The sequence below is a fragment of the Nocardia sp. NPDC046763 genome (assembly GCF_040645495.1).
In the GTDB taxonomy this organism is placed as follows: domain Bacteria; phylum Actinomycetota; class Actinomycetes; order Mycobacteriales; family Mycobacteriaceae; genus Nocardia.
The window spans coordinates 180,062-202,429 of record NZ_JBEYYI010000005.1 but is presented as its reverse complement, the minus strand read 5'-3'; the positions used below and the strand labels follow the sequence as shown (position 1 = coordinate 202,429).

Below are 22,368 nucleotides of genomic sequence, written 5' to 3'. Positions count from 1 at the left end.
ATCGGGCCCCTTCCACTGTCCGTGGAAGGGGCCCTTATCGCATTGCGCGCGGCCGATCTCAGTCCAGGCTGACCAGGGCGACCTTGGCCGCGCCGACGGCCTCGGCGATGGCGGTCTGGACGTCGGCCGGGACCTCCTTGTTGACGCGGAGGACAACGGTGGCGCCCTCCTGGTCCAGGTCCTGGGTCAGCTGCGCGGCGAGGATGTCGATGCCCGCGTCGCCGAGCTTGGTGGCCAGGCGGCCGAGCTGACCGGGCTTGTCCTCGTAGGCGAGGACGGCCAGGTTCAGGCCCTCGGCGCGCATGTCGTAGTTGCGGCCGTTGATGTTGACGATCTTCTCGACCTGGGCGGGCTCGGTCAGGGTGCCGGCCACGTTCAGGGTGCGGCCGTCGCCGAACACGGCGCGCAGGTCGACCAGGCTGCGGTGGGTCGGGCTCTCGCTGTGGGTGGTGACCGAGGCCTCGAGGCCGCGCTCCTTGGCCAGCGACGGGGCGTTGACGAAGGTCACCGAGTCCTCGATGAGGGCCGAGAACACGCCGCGCAGAGCCGAGAGTTCGAACACCGCAACGTCTTCCGAGGACAGCTCGCCGCGCACCTGGACCTCGATGGAGACCGGCAGCTCGTCGGCGAGGGCGCCCAGCAGCGCGCCCTGCTTGCGGACGATGTCCAGCCACGGGGCGACGATCTCGTTGACCGCGCCACCGGTGACGTTCACCGCGCCGGGCACGAACTCGCCGGCGAGGGCGAGCTGCACGGACTTGGCGACATCGGTGCCGGCGCGGTCCTGGGCCTCGGCGGTGGAGGCGCCCAGGTGCGGGGTCACCACGACCTGCGGCAGGTTGAACAGCGGGCTGTCGGTGGACGGCTCGGTCTCGAACACGTCGATGCCGGCGGCGCGCACGTGGCCGGAGTTGATGGCGTCGGCCAGGGCCTGCTCGTCGATCAGACCGCCGCGGGCGGCGTTGACGATGATGACGCCCTTCTTGGTCTTGGCGAGCGTCTCCTTGTTCAGCATGCCCTTGGTCTCAGGAGTCTTGGGCAGGTGAATGGAGATGAAGTCGGCGCGCTCGAGCACCTCGTCCAGGGTCAGCAGCTCGATGCCCAGCTGGGCGGCGCGGGCCGGGGAGGTGTAGGGGTCGTACGCGATGACCTTGGTCTCGAAGGCGGCGAGACGCTGCGCGAACAGCTGGCCGATGCGGCCCAGGCCGATGACGCCGACGGTCTTGCCGAAGATCTCGACACCGTTGAACTTGCTGCGCTGCCAAGTGTGCTCGCGCAGGGTGGCGTCGGCGGCCGGGATCTGGCGGGCAGCCGAGAGCAGCAGGGTGACGGCGTGCTCGGCGGCGGTGTGGATGTTGGAGGTCGGCGCGTTGACGACCATGACGCCGCGCTCGGTGGCCGCGGGCACGTCGACATTGTCGAGGCCGACGCCGGCCCGGGCGACGATCTTGAGGTTCTTGCCGGCCTCGAGCACCTCGGCATCGACGGTGGTGGCCGAACGGACCAGCAGCGCATCGGCTTCCGGCACGGCCGCGAGCAGCTCGGGGCGGTTGGGGCCATCGACCCAGCGCACCTCGACACCGTCGCCGAGCGCGTCGACGGTCGACTGGGCGAGCTTGTCGGCGATCAGAACAACAGGACGGCCTGCTTGGCTCACGGTGGGGTACTCCTGAGGAAGGGTTCCGGGATTTACGGGCGTCAGCTTAATCGGCTGGGATCCGAGGCGTTTTACCGCCTGGTAGGCAACTGCCATCAAACCTGTGAACTGCAGGTTTACCAATGCCGGTGTCGGGGATCCCGGGAACCGCGTCGGTTCCGGCGTCCAGCCGTCGCCCAGGAAGTGCTCGCGGGTGGCGAGCAGCGAGGCGCCCGCCACCGGATGGCGGTCGGCGACGACGAACACGCCCACACCTCGGGGTGCGCCTCGAACAGGTGGTTGTGGAAGTACTCGACGGCCCGCGGCCCGACCACGTCGACCTGCTGCCAGCTCGACTGCAGCGCTTCGATATTCACCGCGACAGCACCAGTTCCGTTCTCGCGTGGATCTTTCCGGTGCGTCAGTTCTCGCCCGCGGGATCCACCCCGGCGGCCGGTAGGTCCGGCCGAAGCGAATCACCGGGGCAGCACACCGACGGCGGCTCCGGGCAGCAGGGCCGGCGTGCGACGTCCAGGCCGCGGCCCTCGGCAGCGATGATCTCGGCGGCCCACCAGGCCGGGGTGTCGGCGGCCCGGCCCGCGGCGGTGATCATGATGTCGGCCATGGCGTAGGCGAACATGAGGCATTGCCGGGAAGGTGTCTCAGCGAAGCCGGGAAGGTGTCTCAGCGAAAGTGCGACCTCGACTTTCGGCCGACTTTGAGCGAATTGCGCGCTCTGGAGTCAGAATCCAGGGCGTTGAGACGCCGAATACGGATAGCCGAAAGCCCGGCGTCGGAGCTACGGAGTCCGAGGCCGGGCTTTCGAAAGTCGAGTAATCGACGTCAGCAGTTCCTAGCGGCCGAAGGAGCCGGTCCACAGGGTGGACAGGATGCCGTGCAGCGCGGCCGAACCGGTGTCGAGCAGGCCGTTGAGGGCAGCGGAACCGGTGTCGATGATAACGGGGATCATGAAAATACCTCTTCTGAATTCCGTACGAACTTTCTGACGTGAAGCCTATCGGGCCGGTTTCACGGCACGTTACGAGGGATTTACGCCATGTGACCGGCGTCACGCAATCCCAATTCTGTGGCCCCATTCATATGAGTGTCGAATTCCCGCCATATAACGTGGCTATCACGCCCCTATTTCTGGGGGCCTCGGCGCGCGGAAAACGCGTGGACCAGCGGGATCCCGGGCGCTAACGTCGACCGCCATGACCCTGCGCTCGATCCCCGCCTCCATGAACCCGGCGGTGGTCGCCACGATAGACGGCGAACTGGACCGGATCGTGCGTGAACACCGCGTCGACGTGCTGCTCGCCATCGAGAGCGGCAGCCGCGCCTGGGGCTTCCCCTCCCCCGACTCGGACTACGACTGCCGCTTCGTCTACCTCCGGCCACTGGACGGCTACCTCACCCCCTGGCCCGGTCGCGATGTCATCGAGACCCCATTGGTGGGCTTACTCGATGTCAACGGCTGGGACCTCGTGAAGGCGCTGCGGCTGCTGGTGAACGGGAACGCGGTCCTCATCGAATGGCTGATGTCGCCGATCGTCTATCGCGGCGACGCGCAATTCCGGGCCGAATTGCGAGCCCTGGCCGACGAAGTCGCCGACCGCAACCGGGTGGCCCGGCACTACCTGCATCTGGGCCGTCGGCAGTGGCGTCTTTTCGACACCAATCGTTCGTTGAAAAAGGTGTTCTATTCGCTGCGGCCGGCCATGGCATTGCGCTGGCTCCACGAACACCCGGATAAGGCGGTGGCGCCGATGCATTTGCCGACCCTGATCGACGAATGCGACCTCCCTTACGATTTCACTACAGCCGTGAAAGAACTGACGGAATTGAAATCCCGCACCCGGGAAATGGGCGCCGGACGCGTTCCCGAACCCATCGCGTTGTTCATCTCCACCGAGTTCGAGCGAGCCGCCGCGGAATTCGTTGGGGACGACCCGGCCCACCGGCAACATGCACAGGCTCTATCGGCGGAATTCTTCCGGCGTCGGCTGCGCGGCTGAAAGAAACCCTCCGAGCATCACGCAGCGGCGGCCGCCCCGATCACCTCGGGACGACCGCCGCGATCTGTGTTCGGCCGGAGGCCGCGATGTGTGTTCGGGCCAGAGGCCGCGTCTCAGTAGTCGGCTCCCGCGATGACCCGCACGGCCAGCGCCTCGGGCCCCGGCTTGGTGGGCCGCACCTCGAACTCGACCCGCTGCCCCTCCACCAGCGACCGGAAGCCCTGGCCCTCCACCGCGGTGTACTCCACGAACACGTCCGGCCCGCCACTGTCGGGGCTCAGGAACCCGAACCCTTTTTCGCTGTCGAACCACTTCACCGTGCCGTGCGCCATTACCAAACCTTCTCGAACCGACCGGACTCCCACGTCCCCGCGCGTGCCGCGGTCCATGGTGTCACGCCCCCGGCCCACACGGTCGGCCGCCACGCCCGCCCCGGCCGCTCCCGCGGCCACGACCAGCCCACACGGCCTACCTCCCTATCGAATCTCCCTGCCCCGACGTATCACTCACCCGCCTACCCCGACCGCCCTTTCACCTCGAATCCCATACATCGCCGCTCCCGCCCCCGGCGCTCCGCATCGGGCAGATCAGGGAGCTCTGAGCGAGGCGATCCCAAATCTCCGCACCGAGAGCTCCTCGAGCTTGGTTCGCCGGAAGGTGGTCGGATAGAGGCCACCGCGAGTCGCGATCACGCGCATCGTCTTTCGCGATCCTGCCGCCGCAGGTGCCCGGGCCGGCCCTTCTTCGGCCCGGGCACCGCGCCCCGCATCGCGCACTGCCGCGTCACGCGGGCCGTGCCCCTCCGGCCCGGCGCTGACAATGCGGCGCGGGTAGCTCACCCGAGGTCGCTGGAGGTCAGGGAGCTGGTGCGAGCTCTCTGATCTTTGTTTCCTCAGACGGCGCGCATGTTTCGGGGTGGGGTGTCCTCGTCGGCTTCGGGATCTCGCATGGCGTAGACGCGTTCGAGGAAATCGCGGTGGGCTCGGAGGGTCGCGTCGAGGAGTTCGCGCCAGGTGCGGCGGTCCACTCGCTGGTCGCTGAGCAGGGAGGAGAGGGACGCGGGACCGAGCCTGTCGATGTGGTCGACGATGAAAGTGAGGCGGCGGCGTGGGAATTGGGCGCCGATGCGGGGATTCTCGTCGAGGAAATGGTCGAGCTCGTAGAGGTAGTTGACGGCGCGGTTGTACTCCTCGTCCGTGAGGTGGTAGTCCATGCGCTTGATCTCGACGATCCAGAGTTCACCGGAGTCGTGCAGCAGGACGAAGTCGGGTTCGCGCTTCTCACTACCGATGGACGTGGTCACCAGCGGGGTGCCGAATTTCTGTGCGTACCAGCGTTCGAAGCTGGCCCGCACGCGTTTGAGGGATTCGTTCATGCCCAGCGGGGTCCACTCGGGGGCGAGCAGCCAGGGGGCGGATTCGATGAGCTCCTGGAAGGGGCGTTCCAGGGAGCGGCGGTCGTCGATGAGCGAGCGCAGCCGGTTCACCACGGCGACACGCTCACTGGCGATCTGGCCCAGCGAGTAGATCTCGGCCACCCGGGCCCGTTCGAACAGCGCGACCACCACGTCCAGTGCGGGATCGGCGTCCTCGGCGATCTCCTTGAGGGTGTCGAGCAGGCTGCGCTGCGGGCCCAGCGACAGTGCCAGCCGCAGCATGTTCTCGATGTGCGCGGGATCGTCCATCGAGGCACGATCCTTGTGCGCCACCAGGATTCGCGCCGCATCCAGGACGGAGTCGCGGAAGACCCGGTCGCCGGGCGCGATGGCGTCGAGGGTTTCGTGGATGCGGGAGCGCTCGACGAACTCCTCCCAGACCCGGCGGCGGATGGATTTCTCACCGAGCCTGCCGATCTCCTTGATCAGCGCCCGCCCCCACTCCGCGAGCGCCTCGCCGCGCGGGGAGCTCCACATGATGTCCTGGCGGTCGGAGCGGACGAGATCGTCGTCATCGTCGAGCCAGTCGACGTGGATCGCGCCGACCAGATAGGAGCGCAGTTTGAATTCCCCGGTGAATCCGGAGGAGATACCGAAATCCCTTGTCTGCGCGACGATCTTGCCGCGCGCGTAAATACGGACCCCGGCCATCGCCTCGTCGCGGTACGGCTGTTTTGAGTAGGCGATCCAGCCCGTCACCGACAGGAATTGCCGCCCGAATCGCACCGGCACCCGGCCCGCGTCGATCCGGGTCTCCTCCATGACGTCGATGGGCAGCTGGCTGAGAATGAAGCTCTCCGGGCCGATGGCATTGCGCACCTCCACCCGCCAGTCCGCGCGCTCGATGCCGAAACGGGCCGCCAGCTGCCGGTTCAGCTCCGTCCCCGAATTCACCCGCTTGCGAAAGAAATTCCGCAGAATGATGGTGGTGCCCCGTTGGGAGGTGAACGTGCCGTCCAGGCGGCCCGGGCGGGGGAAGTAGTCGCTCTCGGTGTCGGAGAGCATGTCGTCGAGGTCCATCACGATGTGGGAGACGATCCAGCCCAAGGGGGTTCGGTCCTCGTCCCGGCTGCCGGCCGTGATCACCTCGATGGTGCGGCAGATGCCGAAGGCGGCCAGCTTCCCGATTCCCTTGCGCCCCATCACCGGTCGCCGCCGCTCCCGGGACAGATCGGACCCGGTGCGCACGCGCCGGTCGGATCCGACCATCAGATAGTGCTCGTTGATCTCCTCCGCGGTCATCCCGTGTCCGTTGTCGGAGACGACGATCTCGTACGCCGGTTCGTCTACGGCCCTGACGGTTCCGGCCAGCATCGCGCCCCACGGCAGCACGACCTCCACCTCGGTGGCGTCGGCGTCGTAGGAATTGGCGATGAGTTCGGCCAGAACCGCCGAAACCCTGTCGTAGAGCCGGATGCCGAGTTTGTCGATCGCCAGCCGGCTGATGCGCATCGTGTACTTGTGGTCGTCGCGATCAGGCGCGGCCACACGCACTTCCGGATACATGTCAGGCCCCCATTGCCCTACCGGCAGCCTTCGTTCAGCTACCTCTGAATTCGATGCAACGCCGATTGATTAACAGCAGGCTGAACATTTACCGACCGCTTAGTCACGGTGTGATTCCAGGATTCACCAACCGATAGCCCACGGCAACGGCAAGGTCTCGGTTACCTCCGCGAGACCGTGAGCGCCCCTTGCTAACCCGCTCACGCCTCCGAGCCGAGCGATGTGTCCGGCTACGGTGCGGGGTCGGGTTGCCAGGCGGATACGCCGAGCGTTGTGCGGGGACCAGCGGTGAGGGCGGTTGGATGACAGGTCAGGCGGATGGAGGCAGAATGCGGGGCGGCGGCGGGCGGTGTCCGCTGTGACGCGAGACAAAGGGGTACCGGGTGGCCAGTAGCAAGACCATTGCCGCACGTCAGCGCTTCTTCGGGGAAGCGGCGGTGGATCCGGTGAGCGGGGCGGTGCGCGAGGATCAGGTGCTGGTGTCCTGGTTCGGGTGCGCCAGTTTCGCGGTGGCCATGGGCGGCGTGGTGTTTCTGCTGGATGCGTGGGTGCCGCGCGGGGCGACGTCCGGGTATGTGCCGACCGGGCCGGAGGAGGTCGCGGCGCTGGAGCCGGCGGCAATCTTCATCGGGCACGGGCATTTCGATCATGCGGCCGACGCGGGGGCGATCGCGCGGGCGAGCGGGGCGGTGGTACACGGGACCGCCGAGCACTGCGCGACGGCTCGCAAGCAGGTCCGTGGGGCCGAATTGGCTTGTCAGGAACTGGGTTCGGGAACGTCCGCGCCGGGTGATCGCTATGACTTCGAGCTCGCGCCGGGCCTTTCGGTGACCGCGGTGCGCCACCTGCACTCGGCGCGTACACCGCGGCACGAGGGCGCGGATGCCTCCGCGCCGGTGCGGCCCAAGCCCTGCCTGTGCGATATCCGCGCCTATCCCCCGCGGCCGGCCGATGCCGGACACCTGGCGCGCAATCTGCTCGCGCCGGAGGGCGGAGTTCTGCTGTACCAGTTCCGGCTCGGCGATTTCGCGCTGACCTGGCACGATTCTTCCGGCCCGCTGCTGGACAAGGCACCGCATGTCCTGGATGTACTGCGCACGCTGCCCGCCTCGGATGTGCACATCGGCGCGGTGCAGGGATACAACCAGTTCACGAATGGGCTGCGGGACCCGCGCAGCTATATCGAGGCGCTGCGGCCGAAGGTGTTCGTGCCCAACCATCACGACAACTGGCTGCCGTTGATCACCGCCCGGGGTGAGGCGTTCCGGACGCCACTGCACGAGGAGGTGGCGCGGATGGCGGAGGGCGAGCGGCCGGAGGTCCGGATGCTGCTGGACCGCGACGACTACCTCGCGCCGGGACGGCTGGCCTTCGACCTCGCACCACAGGGCTGATCAGCGGAAGCGGAGAAGCATTGTGATGCTGGTGGTTCCGGCCGGGTTGAGGATCTCCGATCCCGGTACGTCGACGAAGCCGAGGCGTTCGTAGAGCCCCCGGGCCGGATTCTCCAGGCGGACACTCAGACTCACGGCGTCGTATTGCTCACGGGCTGCGTCGAGGAGTGCGGTCATCAATGCGGTTCCCAGTCCGGTGCCGCGGCTCTCCGGCGCGACACCAATTGCCAGTTCCGGAGTGTCGCTGTCGATGTAACCCAGGGCCGCGTCCTCGGCGGCGAACCGGCGCAGCCACGCGGCGCCCAGCAGCACGCCGTCGAATCCTCCGACCACACCGAGATCGCCTGCGGCACCCCAGTTCTGGACGTACTTCGCGAGCTTCGGCTGATCCATCAGCTCGTCCGGCGAGACCAGGCCCCGATCGCGGGCGTACGAGGCCTCGAACAGCATGGCCCACAGCAACTTCTCGTCCGCCACGTCGGCGGGCCGGACAAACACCATAGGGTCAGCCGATCACGAATTCCGGGGATGTTCCAGTGAATTCGTTGACCGCTCCGCCGGCGTCGCGGCTGTCGCCGGTGTACTGGATTCGATAGCGGCCCGAGGGGGCGCTGTCGGGCACCGTCCATTGGATACCGATGGTGGAGGCGGCGGGTTGGCCGTCCGGGCGAGACCAGTGCAGTTCGGTACACCAGTCGTTATCGTCGTAGACGCGCCGCCAGTCATCGCCGGAGCCCTGCTGGACCTCGAAGTAGGTGCCGTCCAGGTGGAAGTTGTTGTTGGGGTGGGCTCCGACGAATTCCACCGAAACCGTCTGTCCTGCCCCGTAGTTCGCGCCCGGCTGCGTGAGGACATCACCGTAGGCGCGACCGGCGTGCGGCTGGTCGGCCGGGACCGACGGCAGCAGATTCGGCTGCAATCCGAAGGCCCAGTCGAGCGGGGCCGGGCCGCGGCCGAGGTCGATACGCGCCGCCAAAGCCTTTGCCAGCCGGTCGAATTCCTGCATATGCGCCGAGAGCGTCCAACGTCCGTACAGGGTTTCGCCGCCCTCGTACTGCTGCGACGCGTATTCCTCAGGAGTGGTGACGTATCCGCAGTAGCCATTGGCATAGCCCTGCAGCAGCACGTTCTCCAGCGGCACGTTCAATGCCCGGGCCACCAGTCGCCGTATTCGCAGCCCCGACACGACCGTGTACTCCGACGGCCCCGAGGCCAGCACCAGATCGCCGATGCGCATCAGCTGCAGCGGCACGATCTGCGGCACCCACGGCCGCGGCGGTAGCACTCCGAGCGGAGCCAGAATCAGCTTGGGCGCCTGCACATCTCGCATCCACTGCTCGATCGGCGAGTCCAGGCCGCCGAGCGCGGCCACCATCGGATTGGCGTCGCCCTCCTGCAGGAACGACAGCTGCGAGTTCCAGTTGTCCTCGGTACTGGTCGCCATGGCCGCCGCGCCCATCATGGCGGGCGAGGTGCGGGCCGGCTTGCCATCCGGGGTGTAGTCGCCGTCGATGGCGGTGTCCGCGAGGTTCACATAGTGCAGCACCGAATCCACGCCGGCACTGCCCATCAGCGTCGCGGCATCGAAAGCCTTTCGGCCCGCCTGATATTGGCGCTCACCGATGATGGCACAGTTGGTGCGATTGTCCTCGGTCGGCCCCGACGGATGCATGGGCCGGATCCACAGATTGGGCGTCATATCGCCCGCATTGGTCTGCGGGAAGGCGGCCACGAACGACGGCGCGCCGTCCAGGTGCCGCACACCCATCTCGTCGTGCTCCCAGCGATAGCTGGCGTATCCCTTGTTGTCCGCCGAGATGAGGGTGTTGCGATCGGTCAGCGAGGTACCGTGGGTGGCGAACCACGTAATCGCCCCGACGTCCTTGCCGCCCTGCCGGAATCGCAGCACGGTGACCTGCGGATCGATGGCGTCCGGAAACGCCGCCTTGTCCTCGTCGGGATTGGCCTCGAACGCCACCCGCGACCGGTTCGCGCTGGCATCGTGCAACTCCCCCCGCCCGAGCATGATCGACCCCGGCCCGAGATTCTCATGTGCCGCGACGATCGCCTTCACGATCCCGTTCACCTCAGCATCATGCGAGTTCTGCTGAAACCCCATGGCCGCAAGCGAATACGCATACTCCCGCGCGGTACCACCACACGAGTTGTGGTTGTGCGTCGCATTGAGATTGACGTTTCGCTCGGTATACAGATCCCCGAACCGCTGCTGCAGTTGCTGCATCACCACCAGATGCACCGACTGGAACAAGCAGGCATTGTCGGTGTTCACGAACGCAACCCGATCCCCCGTAGCCTGATCCACCACGACGTAAGCCCGCGCATAACACCGCGTCAAAAGGCCCGTAGTGACCTGATCAGCCTCCGAGTACCCCATCATCCCCTGCCCCGCCGGGGCCCCCGTGATGTCCGCGATCCCTACCCCGACGAGGTAATCCTGCCCCGCGGCCCGATGCCGGATGGGTTGCGCCCCAACCATATTCGCACCGAACACCGCCGCACCGGCCCCCACGCCGCCCACCGCAGCCCCCACCAGCACAGCCCGCCGGGACAGAGTCATCGCATCCTCACTTCCACACCCGCGACAATGCGAATCCAGCCCGCACCCGCCAAAGAGTGAACCTGTTTCATTTCAGGTTTCCCGCAGACTAGTCGGTCACTTGACCAATTTCTAGCCGTCCGCGTCGAATCGCGCCCGCCACCCTATCGCCGGCCACCGCCCCGCGGCCGCCACACACGCCGGTCCTACCAGGTCAACGCATGTTTCCTCGACTCCAGCAACCAACAACACCTACTCCCGTCTCCGAAAGAGTTTGCAGAGACGAAACCTCACCCGAACCGCCGGCCCGCCTCGTCGACAACTCCCGAGCTACCGCCGGCCGGTTCATCCGCAAATGAAATGTCGGCACACGTGAACCAACTGATTTCCACAGCCGAACCACCATCCACAGACCCGACATAACCGCAGCTCGCCGTCACGGTTTTGTCCGGGCACAGTGACACGCTTGCCCGATGATTCGTACACGCAGCGAACTCCTTGCGGAGGGCATCCCGGTCGGCACGATCAACGACCGCTGCCGGCGCGGCATCTACAGACGACTGCTTCCTCGTACGTACTGTCTCGGCGCGCCAACCACTCTCGATAGATGCCATGCGGTCATCGCCTGGCAGCCGCGCGCGATTCTCAGCCACCGCACCGCCGCCTGGTTGCACGGACTCCTTCCTGATGAGCCGACCCGCGTGGAGGCGACCATCCCCAAGGATTCCGACCGCAGCACCCCGGACTGGCTGCGGCTCTACCGCCGCCACCTCCGCGCCGAATGGATCGACGAGCGCTACGACCTGCCGCTCACAACAGCGGCCTTGACCGTGTTCGACTGCGCCTCGGTCCTTCCCGAGCACGAGGCCGATGCGCTGATCGATCTGAACGTGGGCCGGCACGTGTCAGGGCCGGCTTTGCTCGAATTGTGCGAATCCCACCTGCATGGGTCTTCCACTGTCCGTAGACAACTCCGCGAGGCCGCGATTCACGCGGCGTCAGAGCCGGAACGCCTGTTCGCGCGAGCCCTGAACCGCCGAGGCATGCGCCTGCTGTGCAATCACCCGATCGGCCCGTACCGCTGCGACTTCGTCGACGAACGATCGCGCACCGTCATAGAGATCGACGGCCGCGAGTTCCACACGGAGTCCAGGGCATTCCGGCACGACAGGCGTCGCCAGAACGAACTGTTGCTCGACGGCTGGCTCGTGCTGAGATATGCAGCCGCCGATGTGTACGAATTCGTCGACAGGTGCGCGGACGAGGTGACGGCTGTGGTCCGCCGGCGCAGGCGATGATCCGGTCAGATCTCGCACCTCACCTCCCCCGTCTCCGAGCGCATTTCTGACCGAAAGTCATCCACTAGTGCGAGCTTGCACCGTCCTAACCTACTCGGTCTCGGCAGCCAACTCGATCAACCTCGCCCGCACCAACTCGGGCCGCTCATCGACAATGAAATGCCCACACCCCTCGACCAACTCCAGCGTGTAGTCATCCGCCCGAGCCGTCGCCGCCGCGGCGAGCGAGTAGTGCACGGCCGAGTCGTCCTTCCCGAACAGCGCCCGCACCGGCACAGTGGCCCGCCGAGTCTCCGGATTCCGCACCGACGCCGGAACCTCCTTCAGAAGGAAGGTGCGGTAGGTGTCAGTAGCGGTCCGAGCCACCACCGGATCCCTGAAACTCTCCGAAAAGACCTTGATCGTGTCCGCATCCATCGCGTGCCCCTCCGACATAGCAGCCCCAAACAGCCACTCCAAGAACCGAGTCCGCCGCTGCAACGGCACCCCCACACTCGCCATCAACGGCTGATAAGCCAACAACCGCCAAGCCTGCCGAGCCACATCCTGTTTCGGCGCCCAAGGATGCGCCATGTTCAAAACGAGGAATCCCCCGAACCTCTCCGGCTCCCGCAACACCATCCGATACCCCACAAACCCACCCCAGTCATGCCCCACCAACAGCACGTCCTTGTCGAGGCCCATTTCATCCATCAGCGCAAGAAGATCAGAGGCAACATCGTCCTTGGCCCACCGATGCGGCGCCGCCCCCGACCACCCGTACCCCGGCAGATCCGGCGCAATGATCCGCAACCCCTCCGGCGGATTCGCCAACAGGTCCCGATACACATAGTGATGCTGCGGCCACCCATGCAGGGCAAGCACAGGCCGCCCCTCCCCTGACTCCGTCACGTGGAATCGAACACCCCGGGCCTCGACAAAGCTCCGGCGAACACCTGGGATAACAGGCGGATCCTGATCAGCAGCCATAGCCCACGCTAACGCGCCCGGTACGCCAAATCACGGAAGTCGACCTAAGCCTGCTCCGAAGTCAGCTTTCCGCGCACGACACCTGCGACGAAGGCGTCCCACTGCTCCGGGGTGAAGATCAGCGCGGGACCTAGAGGAACTGGTCGGAGACACCGGAGTCGTTACCCGCGAACAGCTGTGGGACTTCACCCTCAACGGCGCGACCCACCGCCTCATCGACCGCAACCGCGGCATCCGCAACCCAAAGGACATGCTGGCAGCCACCCTGTCGATCCTGTCACCCTGCATGACAGCCTCCGCCTGGTCGGAAACCCGCTCGAGGTCCAGCCCCTGGAACGCGAATACGTCGAACGAGTGACCAAACAGCGTCTACACCAACCCGAGTTCCGAGGCCGAGTCCTCCGCGCCTACGAATGCCGCTGCGCCGTCTGCCATCTCGAGCACGCAAAGCTCCTCGATGCCGCCCACATAATCGCCGACGGGAAACCCACCGGCACCCCAACCGTCGATAATGGACTGAGCCTCTGCAAGATCCATCACGCAGCCTACGACGAGAACTTCCTCGGAATTACCGCCGACGGTGAGATCCGAATCAATCGTGCGCTGTTGGAGGAGGTCGACGGACCGATGCTTCGCCGTGGCCTTCAAGAGATGCACGGCCGATCGCTCCTCATCCCGGCAAACGCCAAGAACGCCCGTCCCCGGATCGCTTGGCCATCCGTTTTGAAGAGTTTGAGCGGGCTGGTTAGCTCTGGGACCCGGATTACGCGAATCGCCGATGCGCGACCGCAACTCGCGCCAGCCATTCGACACGACCAAATCGCAGACCAGGATCAACTCGTCCCGGGTCCATGCCGGACTGCGAACCATGTGACCCAACGTGGCTTCACAAAACGCAGCTGGCAAACAGTCCAGTCTGATTTGCGGACGTTAGAGATCAGGACTACTCGGCAACGTGTAGTTGCCGCATGCACCGAACGACCAGGTCGGCCGGGGAGCCATGGCCTTCCGCCGGGCCGTTATCGGCAGCCCAGAGCTCGAGGGCCACACGGATTGCGCCGGCGGCAGCCGCGGCGGTGAGACGGAGTTGGAATGGATCCGACTGTGGGCCAGCCAGTTTCAGGAGGATGGCGTTGAGGTCTCGTTCGCTCTCCAGGTTGATGCGGTGCCAGATGGCGCGGAGGGCGGGGTCGGTTTCCATAGCTTGGAGGAGGCCGCGGGTGATCTCGAGATCTTCGGAGCTATCGCCGTGGGTAAGGGAGCGGACAGCGGCGGCTTCGAATTCCTCCGGAGTGGGGAGGCGGTCGGGGCCGGCTGCTATGTCGGCCAGCCAGCGCTCCGCGCCGGCCGCGAGCATGGGCTCGACCGCCTCTTCCTTCGTGCGCGAGTAGCGGTAGAAGGTGCGGAGGGCTACGCCGGATTCGGAGGCTATTTGGTCTGCGGTTACCTCTGAGGTGCCGTGCTCTGCGAACAAGCGGGCTGCCGTTCGGGCTATGTCCATGCGGGTTTCTTGTTTGCGGCGTTCCGCGAGTGTGGGGCGCGGGAGGGGTTGGGCGGACATTTTCACCTCCTCTGGGCGGGCTCGTTGGGACAATCCTAGTTGACGGGATGCCACGATGGCATGACGTGCCATGTAGGCGTAGCGTGACAAGAGAGGCTGAGAACCTAAGTAAGGAGAACCGCAATGGAGCGTTTTGACGGCCGTCGAGTAGTGATCACCGGGGCGGGGTCGGGGATCGGGCGGGCTACCGTACATCGGATTCTGGCCGAGGGTGGGCAGGTTGTCGGGGCGGATGTGAATGAAGCCGGGCTGGCGGAGACTGCCAAGCAGGCGGCGGAGAACGGGAATGGGGATCGGCTCACCACTCTGGTGGTGGATATCGCCGATGAGGAGTCGGTGAAGGCCGGTGTTGCCGCGGCCGTCGAGGCGCTGGGTGGGATCGATGCGCTGATCAATGCGGCGGGGATTCTGCGGTCGGCGCATACGCACGAGATGCCGCTGGCTGATTTCAACAAGATCATTGCTATCAACCTGACCGGTACGTTCCTGATGATTCGGGAGGCGCTGCCACAGCTGCTGGCCTCGGACAAGGGCGTGATCGTCAACTTCACGTCGACGTCCGCGTTCTTCGCGCACCCGTACATGTCCGCGTATGCCGCATCCAAGGGCGGCATCATGTCCATGACGCACGCGCTCGCCGCGGAGTACTCCAAGCAGGGCCTGCGCGTGGTTGCTGTTGCGCCGGGGTCGATTTCGAGTGATATGACCGACGGGCGCGGCCCGGGGCTGCCGGCGGATGCCGATCTGAGCCTGTTCATGAAGCTTGCGCCGGGTATCGGGCAGGGATTCGCGTCGCCGGATACCGTGGCGGGCGTGGTCGCGATGCTGGCGTCGGATGACGGTGCGTTCATTACCGGCACCGAAATTCGGATCGACGGCGGCACGCACTACTGAGTCTGCAGCACTCGGTTCGACACCCACAGAATCGAATCGAGTCGCAGTTGCGAACGGCCCTGCGGGAGAATTCCTGCGGGGCCGTTGCCGTGCACTGGGTTTCGGGGTCGCTCAGGGTCTCGTGTCATACATGAGGACCATTCGGCCCTGAATTCACAGGGATTCGGATTCACAAAAGGACACAAGTCGGGCACAGTTGCTGACCATGAAGTCGACATCTCTACGCCGGATCACAGCCCGCGTGGCTGTGGCCGGTGCGATCGCCTTGGTTCCCCTTGCCGCAGTGACCATTCCGGCCTCGGCGGACGTTCCGCTGGACAATGCGCCCAGCGATGTGGCGTGGCCGCACCACCAGGACGGCTGGTGGGACCGCGACGACTGGCGCCACCGCCACGACCGTGACGACTGGAACCAGGGCTGGCGTCACGACAACGACGACTGGAACCAGGGCTGGCGCCACGACAACGACGACTGGTGGTGGCGCAACGCGCTGCCGGACAGCTTCGGCAGCTGGTAAACCCGAGACACGACCACACCGGGACAAGAACCACACCGACGCGCGATCCCCCCTCACGCGCGAACAGCGAAGGCCCGCCAGGAGAAATCCTGGCGGGCCTTCGCAGGTGAAATCCCGGAAACCTTAGGCGGTTTCGGTGATCGGGCGGTCGACCCAGCTCATCAGGCCGCGGAGCTTGGCGCCGGTGACCTCGATGGGGTGCTCGGCGTTGGCCTTGCGCAGGGCCTCGAGCTCCTTGTTGCCGCCCTCGACATTGGCGACCAGGCGCTTGACGAAGGTGCCGTCCTGGATGTCGGTCAGGATCGCCTTCATGCGCTCCTTGGTGCCGGCGTCGATGACGCGCGGGCCCGACAGGTAGCCACCGAACTCGGCGGTGTCGGAGACCGAGTAGTTCATGCGGGCGATGCCGCCCTCGTACATCAGGTCGACGATCAGCTTGAGCTCGTGCAGGACCTCGAAGTAGGCCATCTCCGGCGCGTAGCCGGCCTCGACCATGACCTCGAAACCGGTCTTGACCAGTTCCTCGGTGCCACCGCAGAGCACGGCCTGCTCACCGAAGAGGTCGGTCTCGGTCTCTTCCTTGAAGGTGGTCTTGATGACGCCGGCGCGGGTGCCGCCGATGCCCTTGGCGTAGGACAGCGCCAGCGCCTGGCCGGTGCCGGTCGGGTCCTGGTCGATGGCGATCAGGGCCGGAACGCCCTTGCCATCGACGAACTGACGACGCACCAGGTGGCCCGGGCCCTTCGGGGCGACCATGCCGACGGTGACGTTGGCCGGAGCCTTGATCAGACCGAAGTGGATGTTCAGGCCGTGGCCGAAGAACAGCGCGTTGCCGTCCTCGAGGTGCGGCTCGATGTCGTTGGTGAAGATCGAGGCCTGCGCGGTGTCGGGCGCGAGGACCATGATCACGTCGGCCCACTCGGCGACCTCGGCCGGGGTGCCGACGGTCAGGCCGGCCTCTTCGGCCTTGGCACGGGACTTCGAGCCCTCCTTGAGGCCGATGCGCACATCGACGCCCGAGTCACGCAGGCTCAGCGAGTGGGCGTGGCCCTGGCTGCCGTAACCGATGACGGCGACCTTCTTGCCCTGGATGATCGACAGGTCGGCATCGTCGTCGTAGAACATCTCGACTGCCACTTTGGGTGCTCCTTCTTGGATTCTGTGATTAAGCGTGGTGGATCCCGGCCGAAAGCATGCCGGGATGGCGGGCGGATGGCCGCCGCGGCGGCCGGTTACTAGCGAGTCGCGGTGATGGACTTGGGTCCACGACCCACCGCGACAACTCCGGACTGCACGATCTCACGGATCCCGTAGGGCTCCATCATGCGCAGCAGCGCGTCGAGCTTGGAGCGGGTGCCGGTGGCCTCGATGGTCAGCGCGTCGGGCGACACGTCGATCACCTTCGCGCGGAACAGGTTCACGGCCTCGATCACCTGGGTGCGCACGCTGGCGTCGGCGCGCACCTTCACCAGGATCAGTTCGCGGGCCACGGAGCTGTCCGTGTCCTGCTCGACGATCTTGATGACATTGACCAGCTTGTTCAGCTGCTTGGTGACCTGCTCCAGCGGCAGATCCTCCACCGTGACGACGATGGTCATGCGGGAGATCTCCGGGATCTCGGTGCCGCCCACCGCGAGCGACTGGATATTGAAGCCACGCCGGGAGAACAGGCTGGCCACGCGGGCCAGCACGCCCGGCTTGTCCTCCACCAGCACGGACAGGGTGTGGGTGGTCGTCATTCCTCGGTCCCCTTCTGGGAGGCGCGCTCATGGGCGGCCAGCGAAGCCTTCTCGTGCGACATCGCCTCATGGATCACGGCGGGTTCGGACGCCGACTCGTCGTCGTCGAACAGCGGGCGGATGCCGCGCGCGGCCATGATTTCGTCGTTCGAGGTGCCGGCGGCGACCATCGGCCACACCTGCGCGTCCTTGCCGACGATGAAGTCGATCACTACGGGCCGGTCGTTGATCGACTGCGCCTCGCGGATCGCGGCCTCCACGTCCTCTTCCTTCTCCACGCGAATGCCGTGGCAGCCCAGCGCTTCCGCCAGCTTCACGAAGTCGGGGATGCGCAGGGTGTGGGTGCCCAGGTCGGTGTTGGAGTAGCGCTGCTCGTAGAACAGGGTCTGCCACTGCCGGACCATGCCCAGGTTGCCGTTGTTGATCAGCGCGACCTTGATCGGCACGCCCTCGACGGCACAGGTGGCCAGCTCCTGATTGGTCATCTGGAAGCAGCCGTCACCGTCGATGGCCCAGACCTCGCGGTCCGGCATGCCCATCTTGGCGCCCATGGCGGCCGGCACGGCGTAACCCATGGTGCCCAGACCACCGGAGTTCAGCCAGGTGCGCGGCTTCTCGTACTTGATGAACTGCGCGGCCCACATCTGGTGCTGGCCGACGCCGGCACAGTAGATGGCATCGGGACCGGCCATCTGGCCCAGCTTCTCGATGACGAACTCCGGCGACAGCGAACCGTCGGACGGGGTCTTCCAGCCCAGCGGGTAGCTGTCGCGGACACCGTTCAGGTAGGTCCACCACGTGGTCAGATCCAGCAGCGGAGCCTTGCCGGCGGCGGCCGGGTCGGCCCTGAGGGTCTCGATCAGCTCGGCGATGACCTCGCGGCAGTCACCCACGATCGGCACGTCCGCGTGGCGGTTCTTGCCGATCTCGGCCGGGTCGATGTCGGCGTGGATCACCTTGGCGTTCGGCGCGAACGAGTCCAGCTGGCCGGTGACGCGGTCGTCGAAGCGCGCACCCAGGGTGATCAGCAGATCCGAACGCTGCAGTGCCGCAACGGCTCCCACGGTGCCGTGCATACCCGGCATGCCCATGTTCAGGGTGTGAGTGTCGGGGAACGCGCCGCGCGCCATCAGGGTGGTGACCACCGGAATGCCGGTCAGCTCGGCCAGTTCCAGCAGTTCCTCGCTGGCGTCGGCCTTGATGACACCGCCGCCGACGTACAGCACCGGAGCCTTGGCATCCATGATCATCCGGGCCGCCTCGCGCACCTGCTTGCCGTGCGGCTTGGTGACCGGACGGTAGCCGGGCAGCTTCATCTCCGGCGGCCAGGAGAAGGTGGTCTGCGCCTGCAGCACATCCTTCGGGATGTCGACCAGCACTGCGCCCGGGCGGCCGGTGGAGGCCAGGTGGAACGCCTCGGCGATCATCCGCGGGATGTCGATCGGGTCGGTGACCAGGAAGTTGTGCTTGGTGCACGCCATGGTGATGCCGGAGATGTCGGCTTCCTGGAAGGCGTCGGTGCCGATCAGCGCGCGGCCGACCTGACCGGTGATGGCCACCAGCGGCACCGAGTCCATCTGCGCGTCCGCGATCGGGGTGACCAGGTTGGTCGCGCCCGGACCGGACGTCGCCATGCACACACCCACCTTGCCGGTCGCCTGCGCGTAGCCGGTCGCGGCGTGACCCGCGCCCTGCTCATGGCGAACCAGCACGTGGCGGACCTTGGTGGAATCGAACAGCGGGTCGTAGACGGGAAGGATCGCACCGCCCGGAATGCCGAATACCGTGTCGACGCCCAGCTCCTCGAGAGAACGGACGACCGACTGCGCGCCGGTGACCCGCTCGGGCGGGACCTGGCGGCGGTTCGGGGCCGGCGCAGAAGCTGACTCTCGGCCAGCCGAGGAGGTCGGCTGAGTGGCCGAAGGCGCGGGCCTGCGGGCCGAGGGCCCGGGCCGGGCGGTAGGTGCGCTCACCGTCTTGGTTCCTTACTGCTCGTCGTTCGAGTCCATGGGACTTGCCTGAACACAAAAAAGCCCCCGACAGCCAGTGGCTGTTCGAGGGTGGCGCGTCGCAGCTGCGAGCTGACGTAAATGACCTACAGTCGTCGGCTCAGCGCTGGACGCGCCGGCCGATTACGAGCAACTCGGTTCGATTCACGCGCTCGACGGTATGCGCGCGTGGGTCGTTCAGTCAAACAGCTGACCTATTGGGTCTCATTATGTGAGACAGTGCGGTTGATCGGGTCCGTTCACCGTGATGCAAGGATGTGGGTGTGTCCTCACAGCATCAGTCCGTGCCACCTGCTCGATCGTCCCACACGCCCGAGTCCGAATCGGATGCGGGTCGCGTGATCCGCGTCCCCCGGCTCGCTCACCTCGGGGTGTTCATCCTGCTGTTCTGCGTGGCCTTCGCGTTCTTCGGGTGGCCGCAGGTGCTGTGGATCCTGTTCGCCATCCCGGCCGTCGTGGTGGTGTGGATCGAGCGGACCCGAACGACCGTCTCGGACAATGGCATCGACACGCGCACTCTGTTCAGCGGGCGGCACATCGACTGGGCCGACGTGCGCGGGCTGCGCATCCCCAAGCGGGGGTACCTGCAGCTGCATCTGGCCGACGACTCCGATGTGACTCTGCCCGCGGTGGGATACAACCGGCTGGCGGATCTCGTCGCGGCTTCGGGCGGGCGCATCCCGGATCCGTTCGTGGAGCCCGAGGACGACGAGGATGAGGGCGAAGCCGGCGAGACTGCGGCCGAAACCACCGAGGCTGGGTCCGAAACCACGGAGAGCGCGGCCGAAACCACCGAGCCGACGGCCGAATCGACCGAACGCGAGGCCGATTCCGGCAAGTCGTAGGCGTTTCGGGCGTGCAGAGTTCTTACCGGCGGTGATCGAGGTCATGGCGCGGGAGTAACGTTGACGCCCGCCGGAGAACGTTGCGAGACGTACTTCTGGACAGTCGCTCAACAGCCCACTGCGACACGACCCGAGGACCTGACCAATGCCACCGCTTCGCTCACGCACCACCACCGCCGGCCGCAATGCCGCGGGCGCTCGCGCCCTCTGGCGCGCGACCGGTCTCACCGACTCCGACTTCGGGAAGCCGATCGTCGCCATCGCGAACTCCTACACCCAGTTCGTCCCCGGCCACGTGCATCTGAAGGACGTCGGCGAGATCGTGGCCGAGGCGGTCCGGGCGGCGGGCGGCGTGCCGCGCGAGTTCCACACCATTGCCGTGGACGACGGCATCGCCATGGGTCACGGCGGCATGCTGTACTCGCTGCCCTCGCGCGAGATCATCGCCGACTCCGTGGAATACATGGCCAACGCGCACACCGCGGACGCGCTCGTGTGTATCTCCAACTGCGACAAGATCACTCCCGGCATGCTGAACGCCGCCATGCGGCTCAACATCCCGGCCGTGTTCGTCTCCGGCGGTCCGATGGAGGCCGGTAAGGCCGTGGTCGTCGGCGGCGTGGCCCAGGCCCCGACCGACCTGATCACCGCCATCTCCGCCAGCGCCTCGCCGAACGTCACCGAGGACGGGCTCACCGAGGTCGAGCGCTCCGCCTGCCCGACCTGCGGCTCCTGCTCGGGCATGTTCACCGCCAACTCCATGAACTGCCTCACCGAGGCGCTGGGCCTGGCGCTGCCGGGCAACGGCTCCACCCTGGCCACCCACGCCGCGCGCCGGGCGCTGTTCGAGAAGGCCGGCCGCGTCATCGTCGATATCGCCACCCGCTGGTACCGCGACGACGACGCCTCGGTGCTGCCGCGAAACGTGGCCAATGCCAAGGCCTTCCGCAATGCCATGGCGCTCGATGTGGCCATGGGCGGTTCCACCAACACCGTGCTGCACACCCTCGCCGCCGCGCAGGAGGGTGAGATCGAGTTCGATCTGCAGACCATCGACGAGATCTCGCGTCGCGTGCCCTGCCTGTCCAAGGTGTCGCCGAACTCCGACTACCACATGGAGGACGTGCACCGCGCCGGTGGCATCCCGGCCATCCTGGGCGAGCTGCGCCGCGCCGACCTGCTCGAGACCGACGTGACCACGGTGCACACCGCGTCCTTCGACGAGTGGCTCGACACCTGGGACATCCGCTCCGGCAAGGCTTCCGAGGAAGCCGTCGAGCTGTTCCACGCCGCGCCCGGCGGGGTGCGCACCACCGTGCCGTTCTCCACCGAGAACCGCTGGTCCTCGCTCGACACCGACGCCGAGGGCGGCTGCATCCGCGACAAGGAGCACGCCTACACCGTCGAGGGCGGGCTGTGCGTGCTGCGCGGCAATATCGCCCCGGACGGCGCGATCCTGAAGACCGCCGGTATCGACGAGGATCTGTTCACCTTCGAGGGCCCGGCCGTGGTGGTCGAATCCCAGGAGGAGGCGGTCTCGAAGATCCTGGGCAAGGAGATCAAGCCCGGCGACGTGGTCGTGGTCCGCTACGAGGGTCCCTCCGGCGGCCCGGGCATGCAGGAGATGCTGCACCCCACCTCGTTCCTGAAGGGCGTCGGCCTGGGCAAGGTCTGCGCGCTCATCACCGACGGCCGCTTCTCCGGCGGCACCTCGGGCCTGTCCATCGGCCACATCTCCCCGGAGGCGGCCAGCGGCGGGTCCATCGGCCTCATCGAGAACGGTGACCGCATCCGTATCGACGTGCACACCCGCGCGCTCGAATTGCTGGTCCCCGAAGACGTTCTCGCGGAGCGCCGCGTGAAAATGGAAGCGTCCGAACGGCCTTGGCAGCCCGTGAACCGTGAGCGCCCGGTGACGACCGCGCTGCGTGCTTACGCCGCGCTCGCCACCTCCGCCGACAAGGGTGCCGTCCGGCGCGTGCCGTAATCA

At 66.5% G+C, this 22,368-nt stretch carries 19 protein-coding genes and 1 pseudogene; 8 read left to right on the top strand and 12 right to left on the bottom strand.

The annotated features are described in order from the left end of the window. Positions 1 to 58: 58 nt before the first annotated feature. A complete protein-coding gene (gene serA / locus ABZ909_RS10475; RefSeq protein WP_356997615.1) occupies positions 59 to 1,657 on the bottom strand; it encodes a phosphoglycerate dehydrogenase in 1,599 nt (532 codons plus the stop codon). 400 nt (positions 1,658 to 2,057) lie between these two features. Beyond that, positions 2,058 to 2,276 carry a hypothetical protein gene (locus ABZ909_RS10470; RefSeq protein WP_356997614.1) on the bottom strand — a complete coding sequence of 73 codons (219 nt, stop codon included), beginning with the start codon at positions 2,274 to 2,276 and terminating at the stop codon, positions 2,058 to 2,060. Positions 2,277 to 2,850: 574 nt separating this feature from the next. Here ABZ909_RS10470 and ABZ909_RS10465 point away from each other — a divergent pair. Next, positions 2,851 to 3,654 carry a nucleotidyltransferase domain-containing protein gene (locus ABZ909_RS10465; protein WP_356997613.1) on the top strand — a complete coding sequence of 268 codons (804 nt, stop codon included), beginning with the start codon at positions 2,851 to 2,853 and terminating at the stop codon, positions 3,652 to 3,654. 113 nt (positions 3,655 to 3,767) lie between these two features. On the opposite strand, the gene ABZ909_RS10460 is transcribed toward ABZ909_RS10465, so the two are convergent. Both ABZ909_RS10460 and ABZ909_RS10455 read right to left on the bottom strand, forming a co-directional pair. After that, a complete protein-coding gene (locus ABZ909_RS10460; protein ID WP_356997611.1) occupies positions 3,768 to 3,986 on the bottom strand; it encodes a cold-shock protein in 219 nt (72 codons plus the stop codon). 560 nt (positions 3,987 to 4,546) lie between these two features. Further along, positions 4,547 to 6,577, bottom strand: a complete 2,031-nt coding sequence (locus ABZ909_RS10455; RefSeq protein ID WP_356997609.1) for an ATP-binding protein — start codon at positions 6,575 to 6,577, stop codon at positions 4,547 to 4,549. 401 nt (positions 6,578 to 6,978) lie between these two features. Between ABZ909_RS10455 and ABZ909_RS10450 the strand changes: the two genes are divergently transcribed. Further along, on the top strand, positions 6,979 to 7,989 hold the full coding sequence (locus tag ABZ909_RS10450) for an MBL fold metallo-hydrolase (RefSeq protein WP_356997608.1): 1,011 nt from the start codon (positions 6,979 to 6,981) through the stop codon (positions 7,987 to 7,989). Here the strand turns inward: ABZ909_RS10450 and ABZ909_RS10445 are convergent, their stop codons facing one another. After that, entirely contained in the window at positions 7,990 to 8,490 is a 501-nt protein-coding gene (locus tag ABZ909_RS10445) for a GNAT family N-acetyltransferase (RefSeq protein WP_356997607.1), read from the bottom strand. It lies immediately after the preceding gene. Positions 8,491 to 8,494: 4 nt separating this feature from the next. Continuing rightward, positions 8,495 to 10,567: a neutral/alkaline ceramidase gene (locus ABZ909_RS10440; protein ID WP_356997605.1), complete on the bottom strand. Its 2,073-nt coding sequence runs from the start codon at positions 10,565 to 10,567 to the stop codon at positions 8,495 to 8,497. A 452-nt stretch (positions 10,568 to 11,019) separates the two neighbouring features. On the opposite strand from ABZ909_RS10440, the gene ABZ909_RS10435 reads away from it, so the two are divergent. Next, positions 11,020 to 11,844, top strand: a complete 825-nt coding sequence (locus tag ABZ909_RS10435; RefSeq protein ID WP_356997603.1) for a DUF559 domain-containing protein — start codon at positions 11,020 to 11,022, stop codon at positions 11,842 to 11,844. Positions 11,845 to 11,934: 90 nt separating this feature from the next. Here the strand turns inward: ABZ909_RS10435 and ABZ909_RS10430 are convergent, their stop codons facing one another. Both ABZ909_RS10430 and ABZ909_RS10425 read right to left on the bottom strand, forming a co-directional pair. Continuing rightward, positions 11,935 to 12,813, bottom strand: coding sequence for an alpha/beta hydrolase (locus tag ABZ909_RS10430; RefSeq protein ID WP_356997602.1), 879 nt, complete (start codon positions 12,811 to 12,813; stop codon positions 11,935 to 11,937). Positions 12,814 to 12,857: 44 nt separating this feature from the next. Beyond that, a complete protein-coding gene (locus tag ABZ909_RS10425) occupies positions 12,858 to 12,932 on the bottom strand; it encodes a hypothetical protein (RefSeq protein ID WP_356997912.1) in 75 nt (24 codons plus the stop codon). Between ABZ909_RS10425 and ABZ909_RS10420 the strand changes: the two are divergent. Further along, positions 12,925 to 13,323: pseudogene (locus tag ABZ909_RS10420) on the top strand (hypothetical protein); the annotation flags it as partial. The gene ABZ909_RS10425 and the pseudogene ABZ909_RS10420 sit on opposite strands and share 8 nt — an antisense overlap. Positions 13,324 to 13,756: 433 nt before the next feature. On the opposite strand, the gene ABZ909_RS10415 reads toward ABZ909_RS10420, so the two are convergent. Continuing rightward, the gene (locus ABZ909_RS10415; RefSeq protein ID WP_356997600.1) at positions 13,757 to 14,374 is read right to left on the bottom strand and encodes a TetR/AcrR family transcriptional regulator; all 618 of its coding nucleotides are present in this window, start codon (positions 14,372 to 14,374) and stop codon (positions 13,757 to 13,759) included. Between the two features lie 123 nt (positions 14,375 to 14,497). Here ABZ909_RS10415 and ABZ909_RS10410 point away from each other — a divergent pair, with 123 nt between their 5' ends. Continuing rightward, positions 14,498 to 15,268, top strand: coding sequence for an SDR family oxidoreductase (locus ABZ909_RS10410; protein ID WP_356997599.1), 771 nt, complete (start codon positions 14,498 to 14,500; stop codon positions 15,266 to 15,268). A gap of 205 nt (positions 15,269 to 15,473) precedes the next feature. After that, complete coding sequence (locus tag ABZ909_RS10405; protein ID WP_356997598.1) at positions 15,474 to 15,785, top strand: hypothetical protein; 312 nt, start codon at positions 15,474 to 15,476, stop codon at positions 15,783 to 15,785. A gap of 123 nt (positions 15,786 to 15,908) precedes the next feature. Here ABZ909_RS10405 and ilvC read toward each other — a convergent pair whose 3' ends face one another. The 3 genes from ilvC to ABZ909_RS10390 all read right to left on the bottom strand — a co-directional run bounded on the left by ilvC (position 15,909) and on the right by ABZ909_RS10390 (position 19,497). Then, positions 15,909 to 16,910, bottom strand: a complete 1,002-nt coding sequence (gene ilvC / locus ABZ909_RS10400) for a ketol-acid reductoisomerase (protein WP_356997910.1) — start codon at positions 16,908 to 16,910, stop codon at positions 15,909 to 15,911. Positions 16,911 to 17,020: 110 nt separating this feature from the next. Further along, complete coding sequence (gene ilvN, locus ABZ909_RS10395; RefSeq protein WP_040860049.1) at positions 17,021 to 17,524, bottom strand: acetolactate synthase small subunit; 504 nt, start codon at positions 17,522 to 17,524, stop codon at positions 17,021 to 17,023. Then, positions 17,521 to 19,497, bottom strand: a complete 1,977-nt coding sequence (locus tag ABZ909_RS10390; protein ID WP_356997596.1) for an acetolactate synthase large subunit — start codon at positions 19,495 to 19,497, stop codon at positions 17,521 to 17,523. Before ABZ909_RS10390 ends, ilvN begins: the two co-directional genes overlap by 4 nt. Positions 19,498 to 19,796: 299 nt before the next feature. On the opposite strand from ABZ909_RS10390, the gene ABZ909_RS10385 reads away from it, so the two are divergent. Together ABZ909_RS10385 and ilvD are read left to right on the top strand one after the other, a co-directional pair. Continuing rightward, positions 19,797 to 20,378 carry a PH domain-containing protein gene (locus ABZ909_RS10385; protein ID WP_356997594.1) on the top strand — a complete coding sequence of 194 codons (582 nt, stop codon included), beginning with the start codon at positions 19,797 to 19,799 and terminating at the stop codon, positions 20,376 to 20,378. Positions 20,379 to 20,523: 145 nt separating this feature from the next. Further along, entirely contained in the window at positions 20,524 to 22,365 is a 1,842-nt protein-coding gene (gene ilvD, locus ABZ909_RS10380) for a dihydroxy-acid dehydratase (RefSeq protein WP_356997593.1), read from the top strand. Positions 22,366 to 22,368: the final 3 nt, after the last annotated feature.

What these genes read in the sequence shown, in the direction of transcription:
- ABZ909_RS10460 (WP_356997611.1), bottom strand. Translation starts at nt 3,986, where the DNA reads ATGGCGCACGGCACGGTGAAGTGGTTCGACAGCGAAAAAGGGTTCGGG.
- ABZ909_RS10405 (WP_356997598.1), top strand. Translation starts at nt 15,474, where the DNA reads ATGAAGTCGACATCTCTACGCCGGATCACAGCCCGCGTGGCTGTGGCC.
- ABZ909_RS10445 (WP_356997607.1), bottom strand. Translation starts at nt 8,490, where the DNA reads ATGGTGTTTGTCCGGCCCGCCGACGTGGCGGACGAGAAGTTGCTGTGG.
- ilvC (WP_356997910.1), bottom strand. Translation starts at nt 16,910, where the DNA reads ATGTTCTACGACGACGATGCCGACCTGTCGATCATCCAGGGCAAGAAG.
- ABZ909_RS10415 (WP_356997600.1), bottom strand. Translation starts at nt 14,374, where the DNA reads ATGTCCGCCCAACCCCTCCCGCGCCCCACACTCGCGGAACGCCGCAAA.
- ABZ909_RS10470 (WP_356997614.1), bottom strand. Translation starts at nt 2,276, where the DNA reads ATGTTCGCCTACGCCATGGCCGACATCATGATCACCGCCGCGGGCCGG.
- ABZ909_RS10435 (WP_356997603.1), top strand. Translation starts at nt 11,020, where the DNA reads ATGATTCGTACACGCAGCGAACTCCTTGCGGAGGGCATCCCGGTCGGC.
- ilvN (WP_040860049.1), bottom strand. Translation starts at nt 17,524, where the DNA reads ATGACGACCACCCACACCCTGTCCGTGCTGGTGGAGGACAAGCCGGGC.
- ABZ909_RS10440 (WP_356997605.1), bottom strand. Translation starts at nt 10,567, where the DNA reads ATGACTCTGTCCCGGCGGGCTGTGCTGGTGGGGGCTGCGGTGGGCGGC.
- ABZ909_RS10410 (WP_356997599.1), top strand. Translation starts at nt 14,498, where the DNA reads ATGGAGCGTTTTGACGGCCGTCGAGTAGTGATCACCGGGGCGGGGTCG.
- ABZ909_RS10430 (WP_356997602.1), bottom strand. Translation starts at nt 12,813, where the DNA reads ATGGCTGCTGATCAGGATCCGCCTGTTATCCCAGGTGTTCGCCGGAGC.
- ilvD (WP_356997593.1), top strand. Translation starts at nt 20,524, where the DNA reads ATGCCACCGCTTCGCTCACGCACCACCACCGCCGGCCGCAATGCCGCG.
- ABZ909_RS10465 (WP_356997613.1), top strand. Translation starts at nt 2,851, where the DNA reads ATGACCCTGCGCTCGATCCCCGCCTCCATGAACCCGGCGGTGGTCGCC.